This window comes from Marinobacter segnicrescens, from assembly GCF_900111555.1.
GTDB classification, from domain to species: domain Bacteria; phylum Pseudomonadota; class Gammaproteobacteria; order Pseudomonadales; family Oleiphilaceae; genus Marinobacter; species Marinobacter segnicrescens.
This window is the reverse complement of the sequence record NZ_FOHZ01000004.1, coordinates 9,342-28,038: the sequence shown is the minus strand read 5'-3', so window position 1 is coordinate 28,038 and position 18,697 is coordinate 9,342. Positions and strand designations below refer to the sequence as shown.

At 56.0% G+C, this 18,697-nt stretch carries 20 protein-coding genes and 3 pseudogenes; 10 read left to right on the top strand and 13 right to left on the bottom strand.

From position 1 onward, the window contains the following. Window positions 1-4: 4 nt before the first annotated feature. Genes BM036_RS05755 through BM036_RS05740 form a run of 4 tightly spaced genes read right to left on the bottom strand, consistent with a single transcriptional unit; the run spans window position 5 to window position 2,013 of the window. Window positions 5-244 (bottom strand): hypothetical protein, encoded by a 240-nt coding sequence (locus BM036_RS05755; protein ID WP_091849409.1) that lies wholly within the window; start codon window positions 242-244, stop codon window positions 5-7. Further along, window positions 241-894 (bottom strand): metallophosphatase domain-containing protein, encoded by a 654-nt coding sequence (locus tag BM036_RS05750; protein ID WP_091849408.1) that lies wholly within the window; start codon window positions 892-894, stop codon window positions 241-243. Before BM036_RS05750 ends, BM036_RS05755 begins: the two co-directional genes overlap by 4 nt. Then, on the bottom strand, window positions 891-1,319 hold the full coding sequence (locus BM036_RS20265; protein ID WP_245742497.1) for a 3'-5' exonuclease family protein: 429 nt from the start codon (window positions 1,317-1,319) through the stop codon (window positions 891-893). The genes BM036_RS05750 and BM036_RS20265 overlap by 4 nt, the downstream gene beginning before the upstream one ends. Then, complete coding sequence (locus tag BM036_RS05740) at window positions 1,312-2,013, bottom strand: metallophosphoesterase (protein ID WP_177186008.1); 702 nt, start codon at window positions 2,011-2,013, stop codon at window positions 1,312-1,314. Before BM036_RS05740 ends, BM036_RS20265 begins: the two co-directional genes overlap by 8 nt. A gap of 200 nt (window positions 2,014-2,213) precedes the next feature. Here BM036_RS05740 and BM036_RS05735 point away from each other — a divergent pair, with 200 nt between their 5' ends. Together BM036_RS05735 and BM036_RS05730 are read left to right on the top strand one after the other, a co-directional pair. Beyond that, window positions 2,214-2,741, top strand: coding sequence for a hypothetical protein (locus BM036_RS05735; protein WP_091849405.1), 528 nt, complete (start codon window positions 2,214-2,216; stop codon window positions 2,739-2,741). Further along, complete coding sequence (locus BM036_RS05730) at window positions 2,735-3,532, top strand: metallophosphoesterase family protein (protein WP_091849404.1); 798 nt, start codon at window positions 2,735-2,737, stop codon at window positions 3,530-3,532. Before BM036_RS05735 ends, BM036_RS05730 begins: the two co-directional genes overlap by 7 nt. A 74-nt stretch (window positions 3,533-3,606) precedes the next feature. Here BM036_RS05730 and BM036_RS05725 read toward each other — a convergent pair whose 3' ends face one another. Together BM036_RS05725 and BM036_RS05720 are read right to left on the bottom strand one after the other, a co-directional pair. Beyond that, entirely contained in the window at window positions 3,607-3,891 is a 285-nt protein-coding gene (locus BM036_RS05725; protein ID WP_091849403.1) for a type II toxin-antitoxin system RelE family toxin, read from the bottom strand. Then, window positions 3,881-4,129: a type II toxin-antitoxin system Phd/YefM family antitoxin gene (locus BM036_RS05720; protein ID WP_091849401.1), complete on the bottom strand. Its 249-nt coding sequence runs from the start codon at window positions 4,127-4,129 to the stop codon at window positions 3,881-3,883. Before BM036_RS05720 ends, BM036_RS05725 begins: the two co-directional genes overlap by 11 nt. 332 nt (window positions 4,130-4,461) lie before the next feature. On the opposite strand from BM036_RS05720, the gene BM036_RS05715 reads away from it, so the two are divergent. The 3 genes from BM036_RS05715 to relB are packed head-to-tail and all read left to right on the top strand — an operon-like array spanning window position 4,462 to window position 5,835. Then, on the top strand, window positions 4,462-4,956 hold the full coding sequence (locus BM036_RS05715; RefSeq protein ID WP_177186007.1) for a HipA domain-containing protein: 495 nt from the start codon (window positions 4,462-4,464) through the stop codon (window positions 4,954-4,956). Window positions 4,957-4,967: 11 nt separating this feature from the next. Continuing rightward, window positions 4,968-5,678 (top strand): hypothetical protein, encoded by a 711-nt coding sequence (locus BM036_RS05710; RefSeq protein ID WP_091849397.1) that lies wholly within the window; start codon window positions 4,968-4,970, stop codon window positions 5,676-5,678. Continuing rightward, window positions 5,665-5,835, top strand: a complete 171-nt coding sequence (gene relB / locus BM036_RS05705; RefSeq protein WP_177186006.1) for a type II toxin-antitoxin system RelB family antitoxin — start codon at window positions 5,665-5,667, stop codon at window positions 5,833-5,835. Before BM036_RS05710 ends, relB begins: the two co-directional genes overlap by 14 nt. Window positions 5,836-6,425: 590 nt before the next feature. Here the strand turns inward: relB and BM036_RS05700 are convergent. Further along, window positions 6,426-6,647: pseudogene (locus BM036_RS05700) on the bottom strand (transposase domain-containing protein); the annotation flags it as partial. 22 nt (window positions 6,648-6,669) lie between these two features. Between BM036_RS05700 and BM036_RS05695 the strand changes: the two are divergent. Further along, window positions 6,670-6,954 (top strand): annotated as a pseudogene (locus tag BM036_RS05695) (transposase domain-containing protein); the annotation flags it as partial. Between the two features lie 731 nt (window positions 6,955-7,685). On the opposite strand, the gene BM036_RS05685 reads toward BM036_RS05695, so the two are convergent. Then, window positions 7,686-8,294: a TetR/AcrR family transcriptional regulator gene (locus BM036_RS05685; RefSeq protein WP_218144780.1), complete on the bottom strand. Its 609-nt coding sequence runs from the start codon at window positions 8,292-8,294 to the stop codon at window positions 7,686-7,688. Between the two features lie 194 nt (window positions 8,295-8,488). On the opposite strand from BM036_RS05685, the gene BM036_RS05680 reads away from it, so the two are divergent. The 3 genes and pseudogenes from BM036_RS05680 to BM036_RS20515 all read left to right on the top strand — a co-directional run. Then, entirely contained in the window at window positions 8,489-8,956 is a 468-nt protein-coding gene (locus BM036_RS05680; protein ID WP_091849393.1) for a MaoC/PaaZ C-terminal domain-containing protein, read from the top strand. Between the two features lie 331 nt (window positions 8,957-9,287). Next, a complete protein-coding gene (locus BM036_RS05675) occupies window positions 9,288-10,442 on the top strand; it encodes a C4-dicarboxylate TRAP transporter substrate-binding protein (protein WP_091849392.1) in 1,155 nt (384 codons plus the stop codon). A 262-nt stretch (window positions 10,443-10,704) separates the two neighbouring features. After that, window positions 10,705-11,720: pseudogene (locus tag BM036_RS20515) on the top strand (IS256 family transposase); the annotation flags it as partial. Between the two features lie 171 nt (window positions 11,721-11,891). Here the strand turns inward: BM036_RS20515 and BM036_RS05665 are convergent. From BM036_RS05665 to BM036_RS05645, 5 genes are read right to left on the bottom strand one after another with little or no spacing between them, the layout of a single operon-like run. Continuing rightward, on the bottom strand, window positions 11,892-13,052 hold the full coding sequence (locus tag BM036_RS05665) for an acyl-CoA dehydrogenase family protein (RefSeq protein WP_091849390.1): 1,161 nt from the start codon (window positions 13,050-13,052) through the stop codon (window positions 11,892-11,894). A 5-nt stretch (window positions 13,053-13,057) separates the two neighbouring features. Next, complete coding sequence (locus BM036_RS05660; protein WP_091849389.1) at window positions 13,058-13,834, bottom strand: enoyl-CoA hydratase/isomerase family protein; 777 nt, start codon at window positions 13,832-13,834, stop codon at window positions 13,058-13,060. Beyond that, complete coding sequence (locus BM036_RS05655; protein WP_091849387.1) at window positions 13,834-15,501, bottom strand: long-chain-fatty-acid--CoA ligase; 1,668 nt, start codon at window positions 15,499-15,501, stop codon at window positions 13,834-13,836. Before BM036_RS05655 ends, BM036_RS05660 begins: the two co-directional genes overlap by 1 nt. 10 nt (window positions 15,502-15,511) lie before the next feature. Then, window positions 15,512-16,687: a thiolase family protein gene (locus BM036_RS05650; RefSeq protein WP_091849386.1), complete on the bottom strand. Its 1,176-nt coding sequence runs from the start codon at window positions 16,685-16,687 to the stop codon at window positions 15,512-15,514. Then, window positions 16,680-17,534, bottom strand: a complete 855-nt coding sequence (locus BM036_RS05645; RefSeq protein ID WP_091849743.1) for a CoA transferase — start codon at window positions 17,532-17,534, stop codon at window positions 16,680-16,682. The genes BM036_RS05650 and BM036_RS05645 overlap by 8 nt, the downstream gene beginning before the upstream one ends. 458 nt (window positions 17,535-17,992) lie before the next feature. Here BM036_RS05645 and BM036_RS05640 point away from each other — a divergent pair. After that, window positions 17,993-18,697 (top strand): type 2 periplasmic-binding domain-containing protein (locus BM036_RS05640; RefSeq protein WP_483869230.1); only part of this gene is annotated, 705 nt, incomplete at its 3' end.

The following is an 18,697-nucleotide window of genomic DNA, read 5'->3' as shown; positions in this document are numbered from 1 at the left end:
CTCCCTATCGCAAAGGCCCACGCCGGCCCAGAATAACGGCCGCCTGGATCGTGTCGGAGGCAGGCGTTTTAAAACGCTCCACTGGCTGATATTCACCATCCCAGGGTTGGGCATGGCGGTAGCGAACCAGCTCATGCCGGCTCAGGTCGATGACCTCGTCAAAACCCGTCTCGTACCCTTCTACCAGCACCGGTGTGTCAGGTGGCAGCGTTTGCAGTCGCTCAATCAGCTCTTTAACCGTCATGGCTTGTCTCCCGAAACCTCCAGATCCAGCACAATCGGTGGATTGGTTGGCGTGTAGCGTGCGGTACAGGTGCTGGCGTTTACCAGCCGGGCCTTGCCGAGTTGATATTCACCGTACCCTTCATGGATGTGACCAAAGACATGCGCCCGCACCGACAGTTGCTGCAGGCGATCCCGCAGGTCCTGGCAGCCGACGTTCTGACATTTAAAGCCGACGCTGACCTGGTCTCCGACATCTTTCGGTGGGCCATGGGTGATCAGCACATCGGTATCGTCCGGAATGACCCGCCACCGCTCCCGTAACGGCTCACCACGCGGCAGCATAAAGGCCCAGTCGAGGAAGGTGGGCGTCCAGGGGGACCCCCAGAACCGAAGGCCTTCGATCTCAACGCCACTGTCCTGCAGGTAAATGGCGTTACTCAGGGCAGCCCGGGCCGAGTCCGGGTCTTCCTGGAACACCCAGTCGTGATTACCGGCGATCACGATTTTGTGTCGGTGCGGCAAGGTGCCCAGCCACTGGTTCAGCTCCTGGACATTCTCCAGGGTTCCCTGACCCAGGCTGTCGCCGGCGTGAATGAGCACATCCCCCTCCGGTATGGCAGGCATACGCCGGTGAAGGCTGTGGGTATCGGAAATGCAGACAATCCTCATGGTGCTTTTCCCCACCCCCGGAGTTCCGCGGGCAGGCTCCTGGCGGTGTTGCCGTGGTTCTGTTCAGGTTCCTGTGGAGCGCCCACGGACGGCGCACCTGGCCAGCGCTGTGGCGGCGCAAACAGCACCGGCTCAAGCGACCAGTCCATAAACGGCAGTAGCCGGACCATGTTGCGCGCATCATCCACGCCCCGGTGGTGATGTCCCTCAAACCCCAGCTCGTGGAACGCCAGCGCGTGGGCCAGTCCGTTCTTGCGCTTCTGACCGGTACTCCGTCGCCACAGGCGCTTCAGGTTAAAGTGGGGATAGCGCAGCATCGCAGGAATCGCTCCTGTTTGCCGGCTCTGAGCTTCTACATGCAACCGGTCGTAGTTGCCCCAGCAGGTGGCCTCCAGGTCCACAACCAGCAGGGGTGACTCACTCATGACGGGCCTCCTCATTGACCCACGCCAGGATTTGCGAGACGGGCATCAGGGGGACCTGGCCTGTCCTTGCCAGGGTATCAATCCACACCTGGTTGGCTTTGCGGATCACCCGGTCGGTGCCAATGTGACCGGACACCACCGCCGTCACCCCCTCCACCGGATGGTGTCCGCCCTGTGCCCGGTCCCAGGGCCAGGTGCAGTCCATGGCAAACGCCCGGGTATAGGGGCTGGCCTGGACGTCCCCCCAGTTCCGGGCCGGGCTTTGGGCGTGCACCAGGCCGACCTGGTCGTCCCCGTGGGCCAGCGTGATCGTGAGTGGCCAGGATTGTCGGCACCGTGTGGCCAGCGACCGATGGGTGGCCGGATCAAGCTGGTCTACCCACTCGCCTCCAATCGCGCGATGCCGGGCTTTCAGGCTCGGCTCGCCGGCCCCGGCGATCATCAACAGCTCATGGTTGCCGATAACGCTGTAGACCCAGGGCGTCACCAGGGCCCACTCCAGCAGGGCCCTCGACTGGGGCCCCCGATCAATCACATCGCCCAGCAGAAACAGCCGGTCCACCAACGGGTCGATGCCAGACGAGGCCAGGGCCGTCTGCAGCAGGTCAAACTCACCGTGTAAATCGCCACAGACCCAGTCGGTCCCGGCCGGGTTTGCGGAGAAAAAGCGGTGTGGTGTCAGTCGGAAGCTCATAGGATTCAATACTACATATAGGCATATTGCCTTTGGTATCAACAAGATATTGCGTTTCATCCTAGCACCGGCGCCGGACTTTGGCTATTCTGATCAGGCCCTGCCGTCCTGTCGCCAGGCCCTCCTGGGCACGGAGCAGCGGTCACCGCCTCAGGCCGCGATACCGATCGTGGCGCCCGATAACAACCAGGAGGTCAATGATGAGCCTTAAGCGCTATACCGAATCCGAACTACTGAACGGCCTGGACGCCCGAGGCGCCCATGCGGATGAGTTGAGTGGCGGGCCGCTGGATCCGGTGTTTGCCTACCGGGCGTTTGATCTGAGGGATCGGTTCCCGGCGCCGTTTGCGGATTTTCGCAGTGCACTGGAGGCACTTCAGAGTGATACCGCGTACCTGCCCGAGATGTCTGGTGGGATCGTGGCCTACTGTCGTGATGGCCGCTGGTTCGAGATTCCTGCGCGATTCTTTATTCACCAGTCACCGCGGTTCGCGGATCGTGAGGCGGCCGAACGCTGGGTACGGAAGCGCCAACAGGCCATCGAACAGGGTCAGCCCGGCGCCGGGCTGCAGGGGATTGTCGTCGCGCGCCCTGACGATCCCATCGAAAAACAGATCGACGATGCGTTGGCTTTTCGCGACGCCCGCGTGGCCGGCCCCGAGGAAAACGACGAGATCTGTAAGCGGGTTGCCCGCTGGCTGGCCGACCAGGTGAACGGGGAATGGTGACCATCGTCCGTGTGGAACAGGCCCCTTTCCATGAACTGCCTCATCGCACGAGTGGCCCGTCAGGAAAACCGCTGCGTCATCGGTTGCCGTTTCATCGGGCCTGGGCCACTGGGCTGCCTGATGGCGTAGACGCGCTGATTGTTACCTCCGACCTGCAGGGCCGTGAAGACGGTGGCGCCAACCGGCTGATGGGGGTGCCTGTGGCAGAAACACTGATGGCACTGGTGGGCGAAGGGACAATCCCGCAGCCACAAGCGGCATTTCTGTGTGGCGATCTGTACGACTACCCGGACTGCCATAAGCGCGGTGGCACCGGCCCGGTGGATGAAGTCTATGAGGCGTTCGCCGGGCTGACGCCACAGGTTCTCGCCGTGCACGGCAACCACGACGAATTGGCCGAACCGGAGGCGCTGCCAACGACTGTCCAACTCCTCGATGGGGGGGTTCGCAACACAGCCGGACTGCGCGTTGGTGGCGTCAGCGGCATCATCGGGAACCCCGGGCGTCACCAGCGGCGGGATGAGGAGGCGTTTCTGGGCGTGATGGAGTCGGTTACCACCCGGCATCCACACATCATCCTGTTGCACCAGGGGCCGGAGGACGCCGAGCGTCACCGCCGTGGCGACCCCGGCGTAACGCTTTCACTGGCGACAGGGTATGCCGGTCTGACGGTCTTCGGCCACTCCCACTGGGACTGGCCCTGGCTGATCTCGCTGGGCGATGGCCAGGCCCTGAACGTGGATGGCCGGGTCGTGGTGCTATCGAGAGCGGATGATCATGTCGCTGGTTGAACTTGAGCGCTGGAGCCCGGCAGGTTGGGATACCCTGGCGGGGATTATGATGGACCGGCCGGAGTCCGGCCTGCTCAGCCCCATGCGTCTGGATTATCAACACCAGTACGGTTGGACCCTCCGGCTACAACGGTCACTAAAACCTCACCGTCCTCAACCTGGTAGACCAGGCGATATCCAACACTCTTTAGTTTGATTTTGTAGCAACCTTGAAGCCCTGACAGGGCGTCAGCTGGAACGTGAGGTTCATCGAGGCGCTTCGTTAGCTTCGTCTTAAACTGATCTCGAATTGCCGGAGCGAGCTTCTTCCATTCCCTCAAAGCGGATGGCTTGAATGCAAGCGAATACTTATAGCTCATTTAAATCGACTCGAATACTTGGTTCTACAAGCCTCTCTTTCACGATGGCCACTAGCTCTTGGTTGTCGAGGCGGTCTAGCATGGCTTCGTAGATTTCAGCTGGAACGCAGTAGAATACCGGTTTGTTACGGTTTAGAACGACGATTGGAAACCCCTCTCCGGAATTCACGGCCGCCATCGGATTTTTTTTGAGCTCTGAAATGCTTGCGGTCACCTCAGAATAGATTTGATTAGTCATAACTTCCTCCGAAAAAGACCAGTTAACAGGTCATAACGTAAGGGGGGTCGGGCTCATGTGCAAGGGAAAGACCTTTTGATGGATTGCATGAAGCAATTTTTGGGCTACTGACTTTATTACCTTGTTAACTCCTTTCTCTGATCCAGCACCCTGGCTTAACGATGCGTCTTGGTGGACCGTGGGTTCTCAACACGCATAGATTAGCGTCTCCTGGACCAACTCTGGCGCTTCCTGGAAGGCCCTGTCGTGGTTACCGGCGATAACGACTTTGTGCCGGTGCGGTAGCGTTCCAAGGCAATCGTCGTTATCCGGTGGAGTCCCTGTATAATGTGATGGGCAAGATTGGTAACGGTGCCCGGCTGAGCCACATCGATGCGCTGGACGTCATTCTGCCGATGGCCAGTGATCCGGATGGAATGCTGGTCGAATACCTTATCCGGGATCACGTTAACCGGTTGCTTGGTAACAGCGACAACCACGGGCGCAATACGTCGTTCCATCGAACGTTCCACGGCCAGGAACTGACGCCCATCTATGATGTGTCACCCATGGTGATGGACGAAGACGGTACCGCCTGGAGCACTACCTGGCCCAGAGACTGGCAAAAGGATGGGAACCCAGATTGGCAGAGCGTGATTCAGAGCTTCGCACATTCACCGGATCGAGCCTGGGCCGGGTTGCAATCCCGTAGTGCGACCCTCACTGAACTACAACGCACCGATGCCTGGCAGGCGCTGCCGGAATCCGTGACCCGACATCCAAGGGTCTTGCCCATCGGTGTCCCCACTGGTCTGTCGATGCATTGTCACCTCACCACAAAAGGATGATTCAGCCACCCATGGCGATTCAGTTCTACGACAAGGGCGAACTCTCGTCCGGATTCTACGGTTGGCGCGTCGCTGCGATGATTCGTGGCAAACGCTATCAGAAGTACTTCAGCCTGCGCCGTCCCAGTGACGCCGTGCCCGAAACGCTCTGGCGCCGCTACCAGGAAACCCGCGCTGAGTACTATGAAACCCGCTGGGCCATGCGGGCGGCGGCCATCAAATACCTGGACTTCATTCGTACCGAGCACCCGCGAGTCAAACCCTTCCGGGGCGTGGGGTTTCAGGGCATCACCCTGGGTATCGGGACCATCGGCGGAAACCAGGCGGAACAGTGTTACTTCCAGGTAAACGCACCGGGCAACCCCATGCGCATTGCCATCACCGAGCACCAGCCCCTCTCCAGGGCCTGGGACCGCGCCGTCGGTCTTTGGGGCGAGGCGTTCGGCATCCGCCAGAAAGATATCGACGCAAAACGCCAGACTCCGCCCACTCCGGAGCAGTTCAAGCGACTGCGTAAGCACATGAACGAGGAAGACAGTGCCAGCCTGGGAGTGGGCGTGCTGCACTACGTCTATGCAGAACAGCGCGCTGAGTTTGAACGTCAGAAATCCCGCACTCGCCTTAAGGAACGGCCGGTAGACGAGGATGACCTGCTGGATGTGCATGCCCGCCTGGAGCGTGAGATCAGTGAGTTTATGGAGCGATCCGATGCACGAATCTGAGATCGAGACCGAAGAACACGCAGCCCGCTATGACCGCTGGTTTCGTAACAAGGTCGCCGCTTCGCTGGCCGACCCCGGCCCAGGCACTCCCCACGGTGAGGTAATGGCCCGAATAGACGCGATCATTGAAGAGGCTGAACGCAAACAGCAAACATGAGTGCGCCTACCTCACTCAGAGAATAACAACAGCTCATTGCGCATCCCGCTACCATGACGCTGTGCCACAACGCGCTGGAACTGCCCACGATTGTCGTTTTGGCCAAACCGGCTCACTGAACCTACCTCTTTCGAGCAAACCGGCTCACTCAACCTACCGCTTTTCTTCAGCAACGATTCGCGCTCTGGCCGAGCCAGTTGGGCGATTATTTAATCAATTAGCCGCTGTATTTTTGGGTTTGGGATGACTTTTTGAAACCTGGTGGCCGGGAGGATCCACGGCAGCGGCGAAACCGGCTCACTGAACCTACCTCTTTCGAGCAAACCGGCACCGCAAACCTACCGCTTTTTTCCAGCAACGATTCGCGCACTGGTCGAGCCAGTTGGGCGATTATTTAATCAATCAGCAGCGGTATTTTTTTGATTTTGTATGACTTTCTGAAACCTGGTGGCCGGGAGGATCCACGGCAGTGGCCAAACCGGCTCACTGAACCTACCGCTTTTCGCCCAACCGGCTCATCAAACCTACCGTTTTTTTCCAGCAACGATTCGCGCTCTGGCCGTAAGCGCCGTTAAACCGACCCACTTGCCCTAACCGTATTGAGCCACATTTTTTAAAGCTGGCAGCTCTGCATTCCAGGGCAAGAGAGCTTCCAGCTGTTCGAGGGTAACCGCATCAGCGATGTGCGTCAGCACATGGTGGGTATAAGCCGACGGTTCCAGCCCGTTGGCCTTGGCCGTTTCGATCAGCGAGTAACAGGTGGCACTGGCTTTCGCACCCTGCGAAGTATCTGCGAACAGCCAGGCTTTCTTGTTATGGAAGTGTTTCCATAACCGCGAAAACTGGATGTTCTGCTGGACCGAACTGGGCGCGGAACACCTGGGCATCATCCAGAGCCTGATCAGCACCTGCAAGCTGCACGATATTAACCCCTACACTTACCTGGTGGACGTGCTGCAACGCGTCAGTCAGCATCCCGCCAGTGAAGTGGCGAACCTGACTCCGCGGCTCTGGAAAATCCGGTTCGCCGAGAATCCGCTACGGGCGCTGATCGATCCACGTCACCCGGACCGACAAGCCACGCAACTCACACCGGTGGAGGTCGTTCAGGCGCATTGAGGACATGAGCATCGACGAGTTGCTGGAACTGAACTAGTACATCTGCCAGCGCATTGATGAACTGCAAGAACAGGAAACCCTGCAAGCCTTGAGTCGGTTGCGGGTTGGTCTGAAAGTGACCTTCGAAGGTCGAGAACGACCGGTGCTGGGGATCTTCACCAAGATCAACCGTAAGAGTGTGATCGTGCTGGGCGAGGAAGGTAGGAAACAGTACAAGGTCTCGCCGGAGTTACTTAGGCCTCTACGTGACGTGAAGTAGGTCAACTACGTCGTAGGATGAACGCTCACCTTTGGGCGACAACCCAAGCTTCCTTGACTAGCCCATCTCGGCGGGGCAAAAAGGTCGGCTTTCCAATGTTTGCCGCGGTCACATTGGCGCCCAAACCACAAAGCAGACCTTTTCAGGTAGGGGCCTACCTGAGCATTACGAAGCTGACAACCATTAAGCCAGAGGGGCAGTTGCTTTTAATCACTGTTAGCTATGCCATCCATCCGGTTGCTGGCCGTATGCCGGGACATCAAAATGAAATGAGCTCATCGAAAGGTCGACTTTGCCCTTTGCGTGCGAGACTTTCGGAACTGGCTGTATCGACTGACTCTATCAGTGTAGTGGCCCCCATTTAAACCGGACTGGGACCCGCAGCAGTGAAATGATATTAGGGGGTGTTGGAAGATAAACAAGCAAATGATGCTAAGGAGCGAATAGATCTGTATCAAGACGCTCCTTCGGATCAGGACTCCTGCACCTTTACTACCAGGAGCGGCTTGTCATCTTCAGCCGCGTTCGGTCCGGCCAATTGATTCCACATGGAATCGACCATGGGTTGAAGAAAGAGCTGCCCGAGCTGGCGAATCATGACGCCGATTACTTGACTGGAGTCACGGTGTGCCTTCGACGCAACGCCGACATTGCGCAAAGTCGCCACTTGTTTGGCAGCGAGATCGGTGAGCATCTCCAGAATACGGCCGCGGTGCCCCATGGGATCGAGCAAAGCCCGCCTGAGGTAACCGACTACCGCTGGGTTATCAGAGAGCATGTCCGCGACTGCTTCGTCACGAGCAGCTGCAATCTCCGCAGTGGTTCCTTCGAGGGGGACTTGCTCGATCGCGCCGAAGAACAAATCAACAATATGTTGCTCAATGGCCTCGCGCAGTCCGTCCTTGGTTCTAAAGTGGTGCACCACCAAACCAACCGTTACACCCGCCGCCTCGGCAATGGCACGCATCGAGGTCGCGTCCTCTCCGTAGTTCGCATACAGAGCGAATGCCGCATTGCGGATGCGTGCCTTCGCAGTCAAGTCGCTATTCAATTTAGGGGATACCCCCACCGTTTTCTTCACTATCTAACTCCTATGCATAGCCGAGTCTGTGTAGTTCCTCGAACATGACCGGACTATCAAGCTGGCGTTGGCTTTGTACGCTAAGCAGCCACGATCGGTCGGGACGTGCAAGGTTACCAGAAACGCTGATATTGTACCTTAGTATATTTTGCTATACAGTCGTATAGTGTTGATGCGTTCGGCAGGTGATAATGATGAAATCGTTTACTCCAACCTTTGTCCCAGATAGAGAGGACCTACGCTCCGGCTACCGGGTCGAGCTAGGCAGCTACACGCTCAGCAAAGAAGAAATCGTAACGTTTGCAACCCAGTGGGATCCGCAGTTCTTCCACATCGACGAGCGTCGCGCTGCGAACAAAGGATACTTCGGAGGCTTGATTGCAAGTGGTGTACAAACCCTGGCGGTATACCAACGACTCACCGTCGGTAGTCTCTTCCGGCACTGGGATGTGATAGGCGGCGCCGGTATCCGTGACTTGGAGTTCCGCCACCCGGTGCGTCCGGGCGACACTCTTACGGGATTCACTGTCATCGAAGATGTTCAGGGCCAATCCGAACGCGGCCGCATACAGGTCGCGTTAACGGGGGGATTAGTGAACCAGAGTCGCAGACAGGTACTTGCTCTGACGATGTTGATATATCTGCGGATGCCCAGCTTATGAGCGCTCACGCACCTGAACAATCGACCGGGATTTGGAGGGGCTCGCTCGCCCCCAACCTGCCCGGCCCGCCTCCGGCTGCCAAATCGCCGTTGGCTGCAGTTCGCGTAGAAGACACAACATTTCAAACCTTTGAGATATCCACCAGCCCAAGTCTGAGGGAGGTAAGTCAAAATTTTCACTTGACGATCCACTCAGTCGACAGCCACGAAAGTCAGCCTTCCTTTCTAGCGAAGCATTCCCCACCCTACGCACCACAAGGAGAATATGACGAATTAGGATAAAAATACCCCTTAAAATCGAACAAAAACAACATAATATAAGGAACTATATCATGAAAAAACAAAGCCTTACCAACTTATTGTCAACTGTTATATTAATATCTCTGATTGTATCTACCGCTAATGCTACAACGCTTAATTTTGCTTCTCCCTATCCATCTGGATCATTACCAACAAATGTCGTTGAGCAGTGGGCCTCTAAGGTGAACGAATATTCAAGCGGCAAGGTCTCCGCTAAAGTGTTCCCTCTTTCTCTTCTGAGCGCAGCTGAAGCATCCCCAGGAATAAGGGACGGAATTGCTGATGTTGGATTCGTAATCATGGCTTATTGGCCGGGAAGTTATGCTCATAGCAATATGGTTAATGAGTCCGCAATGCAAATGAAACTTATCAGTGAAAATAACTTAAATGGTAAGGGGACCTTTGCTTTTCAGGGGGCGATGGCTGAATTCATACTCCATAGCTGCCCTGAGTGCTTAAATGAATATCAATCTCAAAATCAGGTGTATACAGCTAACGTGACTACAGCAAATTATGCCCTACTGTGTAACAAGAAAATAACGAAGCCTTCAGAGATGAATGGTACTCGGGTTAGAGCCGGGGGATCTCACTGGGCTCGTTGGTTGAAAGAGTTTGATGCCACGCAAGTTAATATGACAATTAACGATATTCGGGAAGCGTTATCCCAAGGTGTCGTTGATTGTACATTGGCACAGCCTTCTGAGCTTCGAAATCTTGGACTTTCAGAGGTAGTAAACCACGTGACAATTGACCTGCCAGGCGGCGTTTATGCTGGTGTTGGTGGGGCTACCTTTAACAGGGATACATGGAGAAGCCTTGACGTTGATCAGCGCAAGGCAATCCTAAAAGCCGGAGCATTTCTAACTGCCGAAATAGCTTGGCAATCAGAGCTTCAGGCAAGAGAGGTTATGGAAGATTTCAGGAAAAATGATGGCCAAATGCATTATGCATCTGAGCAGTTTGTAAAACTAACAAAGGAATTCATTGAAGATGATATGTCTGAGCTGGTCTCATACTACGAAACTAAACACGGAGTTAAAAATGGAGACGCCTTGCTCAGCGATTTCACTGAGATTCTGAGAAAGTGGGTTGATCGTGTAAAGGAAGCTGATAGTTCGGAAGAGCTTTCGGAAATTTATTGGGAAGAAATATTTTCGAAAGTTGATGTATCGAAATATGGGTTATAGAAAGACCGCTTATATTGATATTTAAATAAAAAGCATGGCGACATGGCTGTATGCTGCAAGATCGACTTTGCTCTATGCAAAAAAAATATAAATAGGCCATTCGCCATACTCAGCCTCATCCACGAACGTTCTAGTGGCGTAGTCTGAAACTGCTACCCTGCAGTGTCGCTCGACGACATCCGAACTTTTGGCATTATTCTCTGTCGAGAAATGCCTGAATGATTATTTTTTGCCATTGCTGCGAGCGGTCGATTGTTGGTGCCGTGGCACCAGCAACAGCCGTAAGGGATATCCGCCAAGCACCTGAAGGGTTAGCACGGAGCAATGCCAATAACGTCTCCTCGTGACCGGGACGGTTCCGTTGGACCTCAGTCCATCTTCATAAGACAGACCCGCCTGACAAGATTGACGACCAGATCCTGGCGCTTTACACCAAGAGCCTGAGCAGCCGGGAAATCGTGGCCCCCTGCAAGGAGGATTGAGACGCGGAAATCTCGACCACGCGCTTGTCCAAGGTGGCCGAACGTGTGATCGACACGCTTCACAAATGGCAGCATCGTCCGGTTGATCCAATTCCCCACATCGTCTATCTGGGCTGCTGCGTCGTTCTGAACATTCGTCAGGACAAGAGAGTGATCAACAAACTTGGCCATGGGCATCGAAATGGAGGGCCTGAAGGAACTGCTAGGCCTCTGGCTAGCCAAGACAGAGGGTGCGAAGTTCTGGCTATAGTTCTGACGGAACTGAAGAACTGTGGTCTGGAGGATATACTGATCGTCCGTCTGGGCTGCCTCAAATGCTTTGCAAATGCCATTGCTGCTGAGTGGCCCAGATCAAGGTGCAACTGTGCATCGTGCACATGATTCGTTAAGTATCCGGAACGGCAGAACAGAGCCGATACAGCCGATCTGAAGTACATCTATCAGAACACGAGGCCCGGCAGGCGCTGGTAGCCTTTGGCGAACCTGCAACAACCCGTGCCCTCAGATCTCCCTGATTCTGGCACTACTATTGGAACAATCTCATCACGCTCTTCGAGTCCCGCCCGGCCATCCGGAAGGTGATCTACACCACCAATGCCATTGCGTTACTGAATAGCGTCATCCACAAAGCCACCAAGCGTCTCAAGCTTTCCACCACGGATAACTCAGCACTGAAAGTGGCCTTCTTGGCGATCCAGCAGGCCTCAAAGAAATGTACCATGCCAATCCGTGATTGGGGCCGGCATTGAATTGCTTTTGTATCGAGTTCGGTGACCGCCTGGACGGCCACCTGTAATGTGGAGGGTAGTTACACAGATTTATTTACAGTCTCATCTAGGCAGCTGCCCGCAGTGTTAATGCGTGGCCCAGAGGATGCTCCATCTCCATTCATCGGCTACCTTTATCACGGGACATTGTTATCAATGTCCCGGTCTGCATCGCAACGATAGCATGCTAACAGGTTCCGTCAAAGTGATCGCCCGATCAGCTCCTTCATGATCTCGTTGGTGCCACCGTAGATTTTTTGCACCCGCGCAGCGGCGTACATCTGCGCGATTGGGTACTCCATCAAATAACCATAGCCGCCGAACACTTGCAGACAACGGTCGATGATGGCGACCTGCTTGTCAGTACCGAGCAACTTAGCCATTGAAGCGGTGGCAGGGTCGAGATCACCGTCCATGTAGCGCTGGACGCAGTGATCCATAAAGGTTTTCGCGGCCAAGACCTCGGTCTTGCACTCGGCAAGCACGAAGCGCGTGTTCTGAAAATCCAGGATTGGCTTGCCAAACGCCGTCCGTACCTTGGCATACTTGATCGCCTCCAAGACTGCGGCTTCGGCCATCGCGACACCGGCAATCCCGATAATCAAGCGCTCACGGGGTAGCTGCTCCATCAACTGGAAAAAGCCCTGGCCTTCTTTGCCACCAAGCAAATTCTCCGCGGGTACGCGCATGTCGATGAAGGTAAGCTCGCGCGTGTCCTGGCCGTGTTGCCCAACCTTCTGCAGCACCCGTCCGCGCTCATAGCCCTCGACCTTGTCCACCTCGACCACGAATAATGAAATACCACGGGCGCCTTCTGACTTGTCAGTCTTGGCTACCACAATCATCAGGTCAGCGTGGGTGGCGTTCGAGATGAACGTCTTTGACCCATTGATCACGTAGTGATCACCGTCGCGGATCGCGGTCGTACGCACTGCCTGCAGATCCGATCCCGTGCCGGGCTCGGTCATAGCGATGCCAATCACCTTCTCACCGTTCGCCATTGCCGGAATCCAGCGTTGCTTCTGCGCCTCTGTTGCATAAGCCGCTATGTAATGGGCGACGATGGTCGAGTGTACGCTGAATCCGAACGCAGTGTCTCGGGCCAGCGCCAGCTCCTCTTGGACCACGGCCTCGTGGCCGAAGTTGCCACCACCACCACCGTACTCATGGGGCAGGCTAGTACACAATAAACCAGCAGCGCCGCTTTTGTTCCATAACTCACGGTCAACCTGGTGCTGCTCAGCCCATCGCTCCTGGTTAGGCGTGACTTCGCGGGCGAAGAACTTGGCCGCTTGGTCGCGCAGCAACGTGTGGTCCTCGGCCTCCCAAGGTGCCTTATAATCGGGAAACAATTCGCTCATGGTGTTTACTTTCCTGTGTAGTGAGGTGCTCGCTTCGCCAGAAAGGCGGCCTGACCCTCGTGGCTGTCGGCTGAGTGGATTGCCAAATGAAAGTTCTGCTTTTCATACTTGAGTCCTTGGCTGAGTGATGTCTCAAAGGCCTGCAACGCCGCGTCTTTTGCTAGCGCTACGGCCAGCGGCGAATTGGCGGCAATATGTCCAGCCATTGTTAGTGCTTGGTCAAGAGCCTCACCCTCTGGGACCACGCGGGCGACGATGCCGTCGGCGCATGCGTCAGCCGCACTGATGAAATTGCCAGTCAGCAGCATGGTCATTGCCTTGGCTTTTCCTACCGCGCTTACCAAACGCTGCGTGGCGCCGCCGCCGGGGATGACGCCGAGTTTCACCTCGGGCACCCCAAATTTCGCGGTTTCAGCTGCGATGACGATGTCACAGGCAAGGGCAAGCTCACAGCCGCCGCCCAAGGCCAGTCCCTCTATTGCGGCGATAACGGGCTTGGGAAAGCCTGCCAAGTCATCCCAGAACGTACCACCAAGGGCTTTGTGTGGGCCGATCAGCGCATCTTCACGAATACGGTCAAAGGCAGTGATGTCGGCGCCCGAGCAGAAGTTCCCGGCGGCACCGTGGATTACTACGGCACGCACACTGTCGTCGTACTGAAAAGTCACCAGCGCCTGTCCCAGTGCGCTTAAGACTTCTTCGTTAAGTGCATTGCGGGCTTCTGGCCGATTGAGTTCGAGGATAACGATGGATTCGTTGCGGCGGATATTTAGAATAGCCATCAGATGTCCTTGTAGATATCTTTATATGTGGCGCGGATCGACTTCTTGTCGAGCTTGCCGACGCTGGTGCGGGGCAACGTTTCGAGAAACAAGGCAGTATCTGGCAGCTGCCACTTGGCGAAATTGGGTTTTAGAACTTCGTGGATCTCGTCCAGCGGCAACTCGGTGCCGTCGTCGGTAACCAACAGGGCGACAGGGCGCTCCTGCCACTTGGGATGTTCAATGCCAACAACTGCAGCATCGCGGATGCGCGGGTGTGCGATCAGCGCATTTTCCATGTCGATGGAGGAGATCCACTCGCCGCCGCTCTTGATCACGTCTTTTAGACGATCGGTCAGCTTGAGGTAGCCGTGCTGGTCGATCGTGCCGACGTCACCGCTCCGCCAGTAGCCGTCGAGGAAGCGATCTCCATCGTCGTCAAGCTTATGATACTTCTCGATGATCCAAGGTCCTCTTAATAACACCTCGCCCTGGGAAATGCCGTCGAAGGGCACATCCTTACCGGCACCGTCAACCAGTCGGAAGTCGACGCCGGATACCATCAAGCCTTGGCAGCGCTTGCGGTTCCATGTTTGCTCGTCGCTCAACACTTCGCGCAGCGACGGTTTAAGCCCCTTGTTGACCGTGACCAGCGGAGTGGTCTCGGTGGCGCCATAGGCGTGAATAATGTCGGCCCCGGTGAGATCATAAAAGCCACGCATCAGACTCAACGATGGCTCGGTGGCACCGCTCAGCAGCCTCGCACGGCTGAAGTCTGGCTTGTTGTCCAGTGATCGGATGTACTCCAGCATCGGTGTAAAGATCGCTGGCGCACCGTTAGCTACAGTAACCTTTTCTTCTATCATTGCATCGACCAAAACCGACGTATCCTCAGCGACGTAGCGGCCTGGCAGGACGACTTTAGCCATCGCCTGGACGGCGGCCTGCGGAAGACCCCAGCACTGACCGTGGAACATCGGCGTAATGAGCATGGCGGTGTCGTCACTACTCATGCCGATCACACTGTCCATCGCCAAGGTGTGCAGATAGATACCGCGGTGGGAGTAGTAGATTCCCTTGGGCCTACCGGTGGTGCCTGTCGTGTAGCAGGCGCTGTAGGCCGACGTCTCGTCCACCATCGGCCAATCGATGTGTTTATCTTCTGCCCGGAGCAGATCCTCGAAGTGATGCACGTTCGTCAGGGTCGTGCTGATCTGCGACAGCGGACGGTCGGTCATCACGATCCAGCCTTTGACTTGAGGCACCAGCGGAGCGAGCTTCTCTGCAATTGGCAGCAGGGTCTCGTCAACTAGAATCCAGGACGCCTCACTGTGGTCGGTAACATAGCCCAAGTCCTCGGGCGCCAGACGAAGGTTCATCTGCAGCATGACGGCAGCGAGGCCGGGGATCGCCCAATAAAGCTCGAAATGTCGGCGACTATTCCAGTCCAGGATTCCAACTACGTCCCCGGGGCCGACGCCGAGTCTTCGCAATGCGTTGGCCGCTTGACAGATCCGGAGGTAGGACTCGCCGTAGGTGTACCGGTCCCAGCCGCCATCGGCGGTACGATAGACGATTTCTTGTTCTGGATAAGTCCGGGCCGCATGCCGAATCATGGTCGTTGTGTTGAGCTGGTAGCTGTCGCCATGGGTGGAAGGACGGCCCTTAGTAATATATGTCGATTGCATATCTTTCTCCTCAGATGCGTTCAATTATTGTTGTGTTGGCAGTGCCATGGGCTTCACAGATAGTCTGTAAGCCCAACTTCTTCCCTGAGCGTTCAAGTTCACAAAGTAAATCCGTCAGCATGCGGGCACCGGTTGAGCCCAGCGGGTGCCCGATTGCGACTGAGCCACCGTTAACATTGAGCTTGTCATCCGGAATATCGAATTCGCGCTGAAACATCAGCGGTACGCCTGCAAAAGCCTCGTTGACCTCGTACAAATCAATGTCCGCCGCGCTTAGTCCCGCCATTTTTAGTGCCTTGTGGGTAGCCTCAAGTATGGCGGTGAACTGGATCACGGGGTCCGCACCGGCGACCGACATAGCACGAAAGCGGGCGCGTGGTTTGAGGCCTTTTTGTTCAGCGTATCCACGATCAGCGACTAGTAGTGCCGCCGCACCGTCGCTAACCTGAGATGCGTTCGCGGCCGTCGTGCGGCCATTTTTCGCAAAGACCGTCTTCAGGCCCGCTATCTTCTCCGTATCGAGATGCTCGCGAATGCCCTCATCAGCGGTAATACATGGACCGTTGGGGTCTTGGGGATCGGCGGTGATTGGCACCATCTGTTTGACAAAAGCACCAGCCCTGGTAGCAGCGAGGGCCCGCTTATGACTTCGAACGCTGTAAGCATCAAGTTCCTCGCGGCTAATCCCGAAGCGATCGTTCATGAGTTCGGAACTTGGCCCCTGTGCCATAAGTCGACCGTCGTAGCGTTCCAGCTCAAGCGGTCCGTACTGCGGGCCGAGTGGCGCACCTGGCTGAAATGCTGACGGCATAGTCACCTGCGACATCGATTCAACCCCACCTGCGATCACCAGATCATAACTACCAGCCATGACACCATGGGCGGCAAAGCTGACTGCCTGCTGGCCGGAACCACATTGGCGGTCCACAGTTACTGCGGGCACGGACTCGGGTAAGCCGGCGGAAAGCACGGCGTGGCGGGCGATGTTGGAGGACTGTTGGTCATGCTGCAGCACGCAGCCAGCGATCACGTCGTCGATTGTGGATGGATCAACTCCGCTGCGATCGACAAGATATCTTAGAGTGCAGCCGAGCAGGTCGGCGGGATGCCATTGGCTCAGTATTCCACCACGTCTGCCGACCGGGGTTCTTACGGCATCGACGATGACTGCTTCACGATTAGTCATTTGTTACTCCGGAGGTAGGGGTCTTGACTTCGGCCAGAGGAATATCGTGTTCGCGACCGATCGCTTCCCAGTAGCTTGTCGTCCGTGTTTTGAAAGTGGACTCGAGCTCCTCAATCGTACGACCGATATGCTCTGAAACCCGGGCGGCAAAGTGGGGCTCGAGCGCACCGAGAGCGACATAGCCGTCCAAAGTGGGATATATGCGGTAGGTGGGTAACGCTCCCCCCAGAGGCGTTGCAGGCCCCATCAGACCGTGGCGAACTGCGGCACCAGCCATCTGAGCGGCATGGTCAAGTACTATCTTGTAGTGGCCACCCCTACCAACGCGCGTTCGACTCAGGAGTCCCGCGACCGCAGCAGAGACCGCACGCTCAGCACCCAGAAAGTCCGCCACCGGAACGAGTGGCATGGTCGGCGGACACAACGTGCCGTGTGCAGCCTGATAGGTCAGATCATGCCCGGGAACTTCAGCCGCATCTCCGTCGTGGCCGACTATTTCGACGTGAACCAGAGCAGGGTGAGTCTCGGAGAGTCGGTGTAGGTCAAGACGGCTTAACGCAGACGGACGCATGGCCGTTATTAGGGCATCAGCATCTGCAAGGTAATCATCGAGACGGCCTCGCTGCTCGGACTGCTTTAGATCCAGGACAACGATCTCTTGATCACCCACAAGCTCGTCGTACCAAGCTCGGGCCACTGCAGCAAGCGGATCTCCAGCTGGGGGCTCAATTTTAGTGACCTGTGCACCCATGCTAGCCAGTTGCGCGGCCGCGACGGGGCCTGGCAGGTTGGAGGCGAGCGAGACGACCCGAATCCCGGCCAGTGGTTCCGGTGAGGAAGTGCTCATTAAAGCAACCGATTTCATCATTATCACCTGTCGAATTCATCAATACTATACGACTGTATAGCATAATATACGAAGGTACAATATCAACGTTTCTGGTAACTTTGCACGTCTCGACCGATCGCGGCTTCTCAGCGAACAAAGCCAACGCCAGCGTGATAATCCGGTCATGTGCGAGGAACTACGCAGACTCAGCTATGCAACTACGAGTTAGATAGTGAAGAAGACGGTGGGGCTATCCCCTAAAGTGAATAGCGACTTGACTGCGAAGGGGTTCTACCCCGTTACTGCGGACACTTCTAGAAAGAGTTTGGACTTCCCCCGGTGTAGTGGACACGCCTAGCCTAGGATTCCGGCATGGAGTTCGTCTTCTGTATGAAAGATTTATTGACGTATCTCCAACTTCCTCTACACTTCGGTATTGGTTACGATAACAATAACCTTAGCCTAGGAGATTCATTATGAAACTGAACAAAAACAAAACGATCTCACTCCTGTCTGCACTCGCTGTGGGTGTTACTTTAGCCTCAACCAGCACTCAAGCAGTACAGCTTCGTCATGCCACCGGCTATGCCCCGGGTTCCATGGGGGCAGAATCAACGACAACCTACGCCGAAGCGATGGAAGAGATCTCAGGGGGCGATGTCAGCGCCAAGGTGTATGCCTTGTCACTGTTAAACTGGGCGGAAATGTCTGATGGCATCCGAGATGGCATGGCAGACAGTGGAACACTTCTGTTTCCTTACTTTCCTGCCCAATATCCGCTCAATAGCATGCTCGCCGAACTTTCCATGGTGGTGCAGCTTGGGGAATCCATAGACTCAAAGCTCATGGGGCTTGCCTATGCTGGCGCTCTCTCAGAGTACCTGATGCTTGATTGTCCGGAATGTATGCAGGAGTTCGCACAACAGGGACAGGTCTTTACCGGTGCAGGGGCAACCACACCTTACTACCTGCTATGCAACACTCCCGTAACCTCATTGGCAGACGTTGCAGGAAAGCGCCTGCGTGCAGGGGGCGCCCAATGGGCGCGCTGGGCGGAGGACCTTGATGCCTCACCGGTGTCCATTCCCCAGAACGAGGTTTACGAGGCAATGAGCCAGGGAGTTCTGGACTGCTCTATGATGTCCACTCCAGAACTCACCCTGATCAACCTGATGGAAGTC